An 11,193-nucleotide genomic window follows, 5' to 3' on the forward strand; every position below is an offset into this window, starting at 1 on the left:
TTGAGGCTCACGGGGAGCTTGACCCGAAACGGTTTACTCCGCTGGTGCGGGCGCAGCTGCTGAAGATCTCCGGTGCCACGATTGACCGGTTACTCAAGCCCACCAGGGACGCAGCGAAGCCCAGTGGTTTGTCGGCGACCAAGGCCGGGCCGTTGCTGCGTAACTCGATCACGGTCCGTAAGGCCGGCGATGAACACGAACAGGCTCCCGGCTTCATCGAGGCGGACATGGTCGTCCACTGCGGACCCACCCTGGCCGGGGAATTCGCCAGAACCCTGACGGCCACGGACGTGTTCACCGGGTGGACCGAGAACGTCGCGGTCCGTAACGGCGCCCACAAATGGGTGCTGGGGGCGATGGATGATGTTGTTGCGCGGTTGCCGTTCCCCATGGTCGGACTGGATACGGACAATGGTGGAGAGTTCATCAACCACGCCCTGATCAAGTGGGCCGATGATAAGGACCTCTACTTCACCCGTGCCCGTCCGTACAAGTCCAACGACAACGCCCACGTGGAGCAGAAAAACGGCGACGTGGTCCGCCGGCACGCTTTCCACTACCGCTACGACACGGCCCTCGAACTGAGGCTCCTCAACGAGCTCTACGCCCTCGTGAGGGTCCGGCTGAACCTCTTCACCGCCACCACGAAAGCGGTCGGCTGGCGGTCCAACAAGCACGGGAAAAAGGCCCGCATCTACGACAAGCCGCGGACCCCGTACCAGCGCGTGCTCGATTCAGGGATCCTCTCCCAGGACAAAGCCACCGAGCTGGCCCAACTAATTGATACCACCAACCCGGCCGACCTCACCCGAGGCATCACCGCCATCCAGAACCAACTCATCAAACTCGCCGCAGAGAAAACACGGGCGCTGGAAGCATCATCCACGCGAGCACAAATAGCTGAGGCAAGCACAATACTTACACGAGCATCTTGACATGAGCCACGAAGCCCTTAAACTCTACCTAGTTTTACACATGTGTTATTGCGAACTTTCGCATAAACTCAGGACAGGTCCAACCAGTGGAAGTTGATCGCGGCGGTTCCGCGACTGCACGGACAACATAAGCGTGATGGGACGTCAAGCGTGGCAGCGAATCAATCCAGTGAACTGGTAATGCAGGAGCACCGCGCCCGGGAAGCCTGGGGGCAGCGGGATTACGAGACCGCTCGTCGCGTAGCTGGTCTAGCTGCTGACTTGGCTCAGCAACTGGATGAACAAAGTATCTGGTGGAATATGACGTTCCTTCGGGCGGAGTGCATGAGGGAAGAAGGTCTTGTCCGGGAATCAGTGGAAACGGCGCGATTGATTGCGCAACACCCGCTGACAATTCATTCCGATGCCCTTACTGCGCGGGTCTTTACGCTTCTCGCGGTTGGCCTCCAAGGTTTGGGTCAGCTCGATGTCGCGGTGGAGGAGGCTGCAACCGCCGTAGAGAGCGCAGCAGGCGTTGCCCACGCACCGGAACTGCAGATCGAGGCGCAACATGCGCTCATCGCAACGCTGGCAGAAAGCGACCGTTTGGATGACGCCTGGAGCGCCTGCCTGGCTCTCTCAAAATTGATCTCGCCTGCCATCCACACCCAAACCGCAGGCAAAGCGTACTGGGTCATTGGAAATGTCGCATTCATGCGGCAACAGCTGGGCGACGGCTCGAAGTTTCACCAGATGGCCGCAGAGCACCTTTCCCCTAACAATGACCTGGATCTGTGGGCACGCTTCAATCGTGCCTCTGCGGCGTTGAGGCTTACCGCGGGTGTTGTTGATGCCGAGACACTGGAATGTATCGAGCGCGCTGAGCTCGCCAGCTCAATTGTCGGCGGCAGCGAGCGGGACCGGCTGCAGCTGTCATTGACGCGTGCGCACTGGCTTCTACTCACCGGCCAACTGAATGCGGCGATTGAACGGCTGAGACCAATCTGCACCGAAGCGTCTCTCCTGTCCAAACAGACCGCCGGCGAAGCCAATCTGTTGCTTGGGCAGGCGCTTGCCGCGCAGGGCGAAGAACTTGAAGCATTGGCGCACTTGGAGATCAGCGAGGAGTCATTTACCGTGGCCGGAGCGCACGATCGTGCGCTCCACGTGCGCAACATCGTTGCCGCCGGGCGGTCTTAGGGATAGTTTCGTTCGAGGGTCGGCACCTTGAGCCGACGGCACCGCCCTCAACGGAAGTGTGGCCATGCACCCGGCGCGGACGCCGTGCACATGGCCACTCAACTGGAACCGGAATGGACCTTTGGAATATTAGTCCGGCCAGTTTCCGATCCGCAGGTAAGTCTGGCTGCCATCGGGCCAATTGCCGATCTTCTGGCTCGATACCACTCCAGGGGCCTTCGAGGGTTCCGCCGCGTTGGCGGCAACTCCGCCTCCCGCCACAAGAAACGCGGTCAGCAACAAGGTTGCAGAAAGCTTCTTCATTCGATTTCCTTAGCCACTCAAACAATGAACGCAGGAAGCGGGAGTGCATCACGCGTTTGCAAAGCTTTCCTAGTATATGAATAAGTACACGTAACATCAGTCACTTTTGCCACATCTTTAACAAAGTTTCTCCCAAGGTGCTTCACAGTGGTGGCTAATGGATCCCTTCACCCAATGCCCTGCCAGAATAGGGCAAGGGGCTACTAGCCCACGGAACGATGGAGTGCAGGGTATGAACCATATCGAAGAGCTGGGCAGGCATGCGTTCCATGAACTACGTGCCCGTGATGCCTGGAACCAGCGGGACTATGAGCAGGCACGTCGTATTGCCGGCGAAGCCATCGAGCTCGCCCTTGACAAGAACGATCAAATTGCCTGGTGGAACATGACCTTCCTTCAAGCGGAGTGTCTTAAGAAGGAGGGCGCAATCCCTGAGGCAGAGTCTGTCGTCCGGCTGCTGCACCACCATCCGCTCACCGTCAGATTCCCCGACCTCGCAGCCCGCGTATCGACATTTCTTGCGGTTGCCCTGCAAGGAAGAGGCAACCTTGATGAAGCTATTGAAGAGGCTCGGCATGCGGTGGCGATGGCAATGGCGGCCAGCGAATCTCCGGACCTCCACATCGGTGCGAAACACGCCCTCATTGCTGCCCTAGCCGAAAGTGATCGGGTAGACGAAGCTTGGACGGAGTGTCTCGGACTGGCTGGATTGATCACCTCGGATGTCAATTCCCAGACGGCCGGTAAGGCCTATTGGGTGATTGGCAATGTGGCTTACCTGCGCCAGGATGCAGAGACAGGCACTGAATACCACCAACGCGCGGCGAAGAACCTGTCACCTACCAACGATCTCGACTTATGGGCCAAGTTCAACCGCGCTTCCGCTGCGCTGAGGCTTGCGGCTGGCGTTGTCGAGCCGGAAACGCTTGAATGCATCGAGCGGGCGGAGATGGCGAGCTCCATCGTCGGTGGGAGCGAACGCGACAAGCTGGAGTTGGCCCTCACCCGCGCACACTGGCTGTTCTTGACCGGGCAATTCGCGGCAGCCGTCGAACGGCTGAAGCCCGTCTGTGCGGCATCAAGTCTGCTTGCCAAGCAGACGTCGGCCGAAGCATTCCTGCTACTGGGACAGTCCCAGTCGCAAAACAACAACCCTGTAGAAGGACTTATTCATTTGGAGAGGAGCCGCGAGCTCTTCCACCAGTCCGGCGCCCGCGACCGGGAATCGCATGTGCGCAAACTCATCGAAGAGTTTCGTCAGACTGCCTCCCTTTGATTAATCGCACCATCCACGGCGCGGCGCTGCCACAATAGTCGCCGAGAAATGGAACTAAGAAATGATACTGTTACTTCCGTCACAGCTTCACCAGCGGGCAGTTTGTAGTTGTTTGGAGTAGTGGCATCCAAGGGTGTTTAGTCGATCCTGTCGGCACTCGTAGACTCCTTTTGAAATCATCAGGGCCAACTCTGTCTTGTTCGCCCTCAGGCCGCTTGGGGGGCGCATGCAAGTACGGGCTATCGGGCAAGCAATTACTTTCCGCAGCGCCAGCAGGGCATATCCGCTAACACTCAGTTGATAACCGCAATGACGCGGTCCACTCAGCTGCGATAACGCTGAAAGGCGAAATGTCCATAATTTCCTCACAGCAACACGACGCTCCGACCGATCGGTTAACACAGGACGTGATCCGGTTGGTTCTTCCAGGTGAGACTCATATCACGGGAGAGATCGCTGAAGCCACGGCGGCACAGGCGCGTTCTGAGGCAGGTGGCTTCCAGCGCCCCATCCTCTTGATCATTACGGGAGTACAGTCGATCAGCCGGGAAGCGCGGGCTGTCTTCAGCAGGTCCCAATCAGCCTCCGCCATTGCGGTGGTTGGTGAGTCCCCCGTGGACCGCGTCATCGCAAATTTCCTGCTTGGCGGAACGCCGCCGCCCTGCCCTACCAGGTTTTTTACAGCGGAGGAATCGGCGGTTGCCTGGTTGAAGGACGCCGCGGGTGAGCTCTAGGAAAAGCGATCCACGGCTGGCGCTGCTGGTCGATGGAATTGTCAGACTGTCGAGGGGAGATCTCAGCAGCCGCATGGAACCGTCCCCTGCACGGGATGACGTCGATGCAGTGATCACTGGTATCAACCTATTGGCCGAAGAACTCCAACTTGTACATCAGCAATTTGAGAAGCGGGTGGAAAGCCGCACGGCAATGCTCAACCAGGCTCATCTGGATATGCGGCGTATGGCGATGACGGACGCTCTCACCGGCCTCGCCAACCGCGTGGCCCTGGTCGAGAGAATTGAGGCTGCGCTGGCTGCGGCATCCGCCGGAACAGCGCCGCCGGCACTGCTGCTGCTTGACCTGGATTCGTTCAAGAACATCAATGATAGGTTCGGCCACAGCGCCGGCGACCGCGTCTTGACCGAAGTGGCCCAGCGCCTCCAAGGTGTGGTGCGCGGCTCCGACGTGGTCGCGAGGCTCGGCGGGGACGAATTCGCGGTGCTCGTTTCGCAGGCCACCATGGAGATTGCCCTTCAGGTGGCAAACCGCGTGATGGAGGTTCTGGACCAGAGCTTTCATTTGGACGAATTCAGTGTGTATTCCCGTGCAAGCATCGGTATCCGGCTTGCGGACCAGGGCGCCTCGGCCGAGTCGCTGGTGCTCGAAGCTGATACCGCCATGTATGAGGCGAAACGCCTGGGCCGCAGCACCATAAAAGTTTTCGAACCGGTGATGCTCTACGACCGGCAGTTGCGCACGCTCATGGCTTCGGAGCTGCGGGATGCGATTAACAATGAAGAGCTGGTTCTCCATTACCAGCCTGTGGTGAGCCTCACCGATGGACGGATACTTGGCGTCGAGGTACTGGTCAGGTGGAATCATCCGACCCGCGGGCTGATCTTCCCGGATTCCTTCATCCCGCTCGCAGAGGAAATCGGCGCAATACTCGAACTGGACCGCTGGGTCATGGCAGCCGCCCTGTCCCAGTACGAGAGGTGGCGTGATGAACTTGATCTCGCACCGGACTTTCAGCTGAGGCTCAATCTCTCCGCAGTCGAGCTGCAACAGCTGGACCTCGTGGACTATGTACGGGGGGTGCTGAAGAATCACCGGATCCCGCCCGTCAACCTGGTGCTCGAGATCACGGAAACAGCACTGGTGACTGGAGCCGAAGTAGAAACTTATTCACTGCTGAGTCTCAAGAACCTGGGCGTCTGCATCGAGATAGACGACTTCGGCACCGGCTACTCCTCCATCAGCTATCTGCGCCGCCTACCCGTCGACATGGTGAAAGTGGACCGATCGCTGATCGCCGAACTCACCGATGGATCCTGGCAGGCGGACTTCATCACCGCAATTCTCCAGCTGATCCGCGCGGCCGGATTGGACGCGGTGTTCGAAGGGATTGAAACCGCTGAGCAGGCACGCAAACTGACGGAAATGGGTTGCCTCAGCGGCCAAGGTTATTACTTCAGCAAGCCTTTGACCCTCGATGCCATCACCAGCATGCTGAAAACAAACCAGCATCTGCCGGCAGCCTAAATCAGCACTAGCCGCCTAGACCAACCGGGTCAGCCACCCATGGACGTCTTCGGACACGCCTGTCTGGATGCCCAAGAGCTGCTCCCTGATGGACATGGTGACCTCGCCCGCGCGGGAGTCAGGGGCACCGATCACGTCATCGCCGTCCTTGAGCTGACCGATCGGGGTGATCACCGCTGCCGTCCCACAGGCAAACACCTCGGTGATATCTCCCGCCGAAACACCCTCACGCCACTCGTCCAGCGTGATCTTGCGTTCCTGGACAGTCAGTCCGCGGTCCTTGGCCAATTGGATGATCGATGACCGGGTTATGCCCTCAAGAATGGTTCCGGTCAACGACGGCGTCACCAATGTACCGTCCTTGAAAACGAAGAACACGTTCATCCCCCCAAGTTCCTCAACCGCATTGTCGTTGAACTGGTCAAGGAAGAGCACCTGCTTACAGTCGTGCGCCTCGGCTTCAAGCTGGGCAGCCAACGACGCCGCGTAGTTGCCTCCGCACTTGGCGGCACCGGTTCCGCCGCGGCCGGCACGCGCGTAGTTCCGGGAGAGCCAGATCGAGACGGGGGCAAGTTCCCCACCGAAGTAGTTCGCGGCAGGTGATGCGATCACCCGGAAGGACACCTCGCGCGCTGGACGCACACCAAGGAATGCCTCAGTGGCGATCATGAATGGCCGCAGGTAGAGGCTCTCGCCGTCGCGTGTTGGCACCCATTCCTTGTCTGCGGAGACAAGCTGGCGCAGCGACTCCAGGAAGATGCTCTCCGGCAGCTGCGGGAGGGCAAGCCTCGCCGCGGAACGGTTCAGCCGCGCGGCGTTTGCCTCCGGACGGAATGTCCACATCGAGTTGTCCGCGTGGCGGTAGGCCTTCATACCCTCGAAGATCTCCTGGCCATAATGCAGCACTGCGGCCGCCGGATCCAGGGCGATGGGGCCATAGGCCTCCAGGCGGGCATTGCCCCAGCCGCCTGCGCCCGACGCATCCACCGCGTAGTCAACAACCGTTGTGTGGTCGGTGAAGTGGTTGCCGAAGCCGGGACTGGCCAGAATGGCTTCGCGCTGCTCTGGTGTCCTGGGACTGGTGGATGGGTGCTGGGCAAATTCCAGTTCGATGGTGGTCATGGTCCCTCCGCGGTTGCCTGCACAGCGCGTCAGCGCGGCTGTGCAGCGGGTTATGGCTGAATCAGTTAATGGTTCCTAACCACTTTAGGACACTGCGGCCGCAATCGCATTGCCGATTTCTGCTGTGGTGCGCTGCATACCTGCCCGGGTGGCGACGTCGTTCTCCACCGCCTGCTCCACACGCTCCGCAGCGTGATCGAAACCCAGGTGGTGAAGCATCAGCGCCACCGAGAGTATCGCCGCGGTTGGATCTGCTATCTGCTGGCCGGCAATATCCGGAGCGGATCCATGGACCGGCTCAAACATGGACGGCGCGGTGCGGTCCATATTGATGTTTCCGGACGCGGCCAGGCCTATTCCGCCGGTGACGGCGGCTGCCAGATCCGTGATGATGTCGCCGAAGAGGTTGTCGGTAACAATAACGTCGAACCGTGACGGGTCGGTCGCCATGAAGATCATGGCCGCGTCCACGTGCAGGTAGTCGTGCGAGACCTCCGGAAATTCCAGGGCAACCGCCTCCACGGTGCGCTTCCAGAGGTGCCCCGCGTAAACCAGGACATTGTGTTTGTGCACCAGTGTAAGCTTCCTGCGGGGCCGTGCGCTTGCCCGTCGGAAAGCATCTCGCACCACGCGCTCCACTCCATGAGCGGTGTTGATGGAGACCTCCGTGGCAATTTCGTGGGGCGTTCCCGCCCGGAGGGATCCGCCGTTGCCCACATAGGGGCCTTCCGTGCCTTCACGCACCACAATAAAATCGATCTCGCCGGGATCCGTCAGTGGACTCTGGACTCCCTTGTACAACCGCGACGGCCTCAGATTCACAAAGTGATCAAGTGAGAACCTCAGCTTCAGCAGCATTTCGCGTTCGATGATGCCCGAGGGAATCCTGGTGTCCCCGGGCGCGGCCCCGACTGCGCCGAAGAGGATCGCGTCCTGACTGCGCAGCCGCGTCAGCGTCTCCTCGGTCAGGGTCTCCCCCGTTGTGAGCCAATGCTCGGCACCGAGCTTGTACTCAGTCAGCCGGAAGTCCGCTTCCGCGGTCACCGCGCGAAGCACCTTCACCGCCTCGGCGATCACCTCGGGCCCGATGCCGTCGCCAGGTATTACTGCAAGCTCAATGGTGGATGCATTCATGGAACCAGATTAGGCAGGCAATCCGCATGATGGACAGTCAGTCTCAATTCCTGAGACACCGCAACCTCCTACCGGCGGTGGATGCCCGGCCCCCGGCGGCCACCCTAGAGTTGGGGACTATGGATGTTCACCACCGGCTCGCCACCTGGGTCCGGGCAAACCCCGGCAGGGTAGACATCGCCGCGGCGGTCCTTTGCTATGTTGTGCTTGCCCTGCCCTGGGCGCTGGTGGGCATTACGCCACAGTTTCTGATTTCCAGTGCGCTCATCATTCCGCTTGCGTGGCGGCGCTCGCACCCCGTTCCCGCCGCCGCCGCCGTCGCCCTGGTATCGGTGGGTCAGCTCGCCTTCAACCTTGCCCCTCAACCGGCCCAGGTGTCGGTGCTCCTCATGGTCTACGCGCTGGCCGCGTACGCACCTCGCTGGGCGAGCTTCACCGGACTCGGCATTGCCTGCCTGGGCATGGTGGTGGGAGTGGGCCAGTTTGGCCTCAATACCTACCAAACGGGCTTCGTGGCCCTGCCGCTCTATGCGCTGTACATGTTCTTTGCCGTGGCTGTCGTGCTGCTGTGCTGGACGTTTGGCGACCTCGCACGCACGCGCCGGCTGACGTTCCAGGCGCTGGAGGACCGTGCACGCCGGCTTGAGGTGGAGCGGCAACAGGAACGCGACCTGGCCGCAGCCGATGAGCGCAGCCACATCGCACGGGAGATGCACGACATCGTTGCGCACTCCCTCTCCGTGATCATCACCCAAGCCGACGGTGCCCGATACGCGGGAGCCACCAACCCGGCCCTTGCCACCGCAACCCTGGGCACCATTGCTGAGACAGGGCGTGCCTCTCTGCGCGAAATGCGGCGGCTGCTCGGCGTGCTGCGCGGGGATGAAGCGGCATCCACCCGCCCACTGCCCACCCTGGCTGACGTGCAGGCGCTGGTGGACACGGTTGAGCGCGCCGGCCTTGAGGTTACCTACGCCGTCATCGCATCCCCGCGCCGCCCGCTGCCTGCGGGCGCCGAGCTCACCGGCTACCGGGTGATCCAGGAGTCGCTGACCAATGTTCTCAAGCATGCCGGTCCCAATACCTCGGCCTCCGTGCTGTTGGCGTGGGGGGCCAAGGGCCTTGACCTGACCATCGACGACGACGGCCGCGGCGCCGCGCCCGATCCCGCCACCGCGGGAGCAGGCCAGGGCATCAAGGGAATGGCGGAACGGCTGAAACTTTACGATGGAACAGTGGATCCCGGATCCCGCGCCGGCGGCGGCTACCGCGTCCACGCGTTCATTCCCTATACGGAGGCCTGATGATGACGGAGCAATCCACTACCCCGACCCCCACGTCGACCAGGATCCGGGTAGCGCTGGTTGATGACCAGCAGCTTGTCCGCAGCGGCTTCACCATGCTGATCAACTCCCAGCCTGACCTTGAGGTGGTGTGCGAGGCAGGGAACGGGATCGATGCCGTCACTGCGCTCGCGGCGACGCGCGCCGACGTCGTACTCATGGACGTCCGCATGCCCGGGATGGACGGGATCGAGGCAACCAGGCAACTTCTTGGCAGGGCAGCGGGGCAACCCGCCGGATCTGCGCACGCGGAACTGAAGATCGTTGTGCTCACCACGTTTGACCTGGACGAGTATGCGCTGGCGGCCATCCAGGCGGGCGCCAGCGGCTTCCTCCTCAAGGATGCTCCGCCGGAGGAGCTACTGGAGGCCATCCGGACAGTACACCGCGGGGACGCGGTCATTGCGCCGTCCACCACCCGCCGCCTGCTGGACCATGTGGCACCCATGCTGCGCCGGACATCCGAGACGAGAGACACCAGCGCGGCCGCAGTGGCCAGGCTGACCACCCGCGAGCATGAGGTCTTTGAGCTCATTGCCCAGGGCCTCTCCAACCCGGAAATAGCCGCGAGGCTGTACCTGTCGGAGGCAACCGTGAAGACGCACGTGGGCCATATCCTGGCCAAGTTGCAGGCCCGCGACCGCGTCCAGGCTGTAGTGATGGCCTACGAGACGGGCGTGGTCCGTCCCTGATGAACTCCCGCTGCATTATCCGGTGAGGTCCCGCCGGCCAATCAGGAAGGCAGCAATTCCAGCGCCTGCCAGGGCAATAAGGCTCATGAGCGCCGCGGACGCGGGGTCAAACGCTTCAACGGGCATCGCCGCTGAGTGACGAAACGGGCTCAAATCCTGAAACCACCCGGGAAGGCGCATCAGTTCGCCAAACTGGCCCAGCACCAGGCCTCCTACCAGCATTCCCCAGCCCAGCGGGATGCTCAGCCGGGGCAGGACTGCGAAGGCAACGGCCGTTGCCGAGACAAAGACCGTCGCCGCCGGCACGTGTGCCAAGGCGGCGGCCACCAGTATTGACTGCTGCCCGCTCCCCGAAACAGAGAAGGCCAGGCTCACAGTGGCCGCAATTCCCGCCACTGCTGCCACGACCGCCACCGACGCTGCAGCAAACACCAGATTCGCGCCAAGCCAGCGTGCCCGCGGGAGAGGTGCCGCGAAGAGAAGCTCGGCCCTCCCTTCCACCTCTTCCGCACGAAGCCGCAGCACCGCCTGGACGCCGGCGGCCGCAGCGAGGACACCGGCCATGCCCAGCAGCGCGGCGGTGAACAGGTCGATAATCTCTGCCCGGCTTCCCGGAACCAGCCGCCCGATCAGTTCCCGGAGCGAATCGTTGCCGGAAACTGCATCGTTGACCACGGGACCGAGTCCACCGGCAATACCGCCCATCACGGCTGCCCCCACGCACCAGCCAATCAGGGTGGACAGCTGAAGGCGCCAGGCCAGGCCCAGAAACGAAGCACCGCCCACACCCGCGCGCTCCCTGCCTGCCCGCTCTTGCAGCAGGCTCGCCCCCAGGTTCCTGCGGCTACGGATCAGCACAGCGGTCAGCGCCAGCACGATCGCCGCGCCGGTGAGAACCAGGAGCGGTACGGGATCGGCGGCGGAGAACGGCCGGGAGCGCTGTCCCC

At 61.7% G+C, this 11,193-nt stretch carries 10 protein-coding genes and 1 pseudogene; 7 read left to right on the forward strand and 4 right to left on the reverse strand.

Annotated elements, in window-relative coordinates; genetic code table 11:
• On the forward strand, positions 1–935 hold a 935-nt coding region (locus tag Y708_RS25660; protein ID WP_051479069.1), incomplete at its 5' end, for an integrase catalytic domain-containing protein.
• Between the two features lie 150 nt (positions 936–1,085).
• Positions 1,086–2,114, forward strand: a complete 1,029-nt coding sequence (locus Y708_RS0115880; protein WP_155853905.1) for a hypothetical protein — start codon at positions 1,086–1,088, stop codon at positions 2,112–2,114.
• A 129-nt stretch (positions 2,115–2,243) separates the two neighbouring features.
• Here Y708_RS0115880 and Y708_RS29335 read toward each other — a convergent pair whose 3' ends face one another.
• A complete protein-coding gene (locus tag Y708_RS29335; RefSeq protein WP_155853906.1) occupies positions 2,244–2,417 on the reverse strand; it encodes a hypothetical protein in 174 nt (57 codons plus the stop codon).
• Between the two features lie 232 nt (positions 2,418–2,649).
• On the opposite strand from Y708_RS29335, the gene Y708_RS0115890 reads away from it, so the two are divergent.
• The 3 genes from Y708_RS0115890 to Y708_RS0115900 all read left to right on the forward strand — a co-directional run bounded on the left by Y708_RS0115890 (position 2,650) and on the right by Y708_RS0115900 (position 5,955).
• The gene (locus Y708_RS0115890) at positions 2,650–3,693 is read left to right on the forward strand and encodes a hypothetical protein (RefSeq protein WP_051479070.1); all 1,044 of its coding nucleotides are present in this window, start codon (positions 2,650–2,652) and stop codon (positions 3,691–3,693) included.
• A gap of 407 nt (positions 3,694–4,100) precedes the next feature.
• A complete protein-coding gene (locus tag Y708_RS0115895; protein ID WP_216699816.1) occupies positions 4,101–4,427 on the forward strand; it encodes a DUF7793 family protein in 327 nt (108 codons plus the stop codon).
• Positions 4,417–5,955, forward strand: a complete 1,539-nt coding sequence (locus Y708_RS0115900; RefSeq protein WP_028280687.1) for a putative bifunctional diguanylate cyclase/phosphodiesterase — start codon at positions 4,417–4,419, stop codon at positions 5,953–5,955. The genes Y708_RS0115895 and Y708_RS0115900 overlap by 11 nt, the downstream gene beginning before the upstream one ends.
• Positions 5,956–5,970: 15 nt before the next feature.
• On the opposite strand, the gene Y708_RS0115905 is transcribed toward Y708_RS0115900, so the two are convergent.
• Positions 5,971–7,077: a branched-chain amino acid aminotransferase gene (locus Y708_RS0115905; RefSeq protein ID WP_028280688.1), complete on the reverse strand. Its 1,107-nt coding sequence runs from the start codon at positions 7,075–7,077 to the stop codon at positions 5,971–5,973.
• Between the two features lie 84 nt (positions 7,078–7,161).
• Complete coding sequence (locus tag Y708_RS0115910) at positions 7,162–8,211, reverse strand: 3-isopropylmalate dehydrogenase (protein WP_028280689.1); 1,050 nt, start codon at positions 8,209–8,211, stop codon at positions 7,162–7,164.
• Between the two features lie 119 nt (positions 8,212–8,330).
• On the opposite strand from Y708_RS0115910, the gene Y708_RS0115915 reads away from it, so the two are divergent.
• Positions 8,331–9,515, forward strand: coding sequence for a sensor histidine kinase (locus Y708_RS0115915; RefSeq protein ID WP_028280690.1), 1,185 nt, complete (start codon positions 8,331–8,333; stop codon positions 9,513–9,515).
• A gap of 2 nt (positions 9,516–9,517) precedes the next feature.
• Positions 9,518–10,246, forward strand: a complete 729-nt coding sequence (locus Y708_RS0115920) for a response regulator (protein ID WP_051479086.1) — start codon at positions 9,518–9,520, stop codon at positions 10,244–10,246.
• A gap of 15 nt (positions 10,247–10,261) precedes the next feature.
• Here Y708_RS0115920 and Y708_RS25665 read toward each other — a convergent pair.
• A pseudogene (locus Y708_RS25665) lies at positions 10,262–11,193 on the reverse strand (polyketide antibiotic transporter); the annotation flags it as partial.

It is taken from the genome of Arthrobacter sp. H5, from assembly GCF_000520595.1.
Taxonomy (GTDB): Bacteria; Actinomycetota; Actinomycetes; order Actinomycetales; family Micrococcaceae; genus Arthrobacter_D.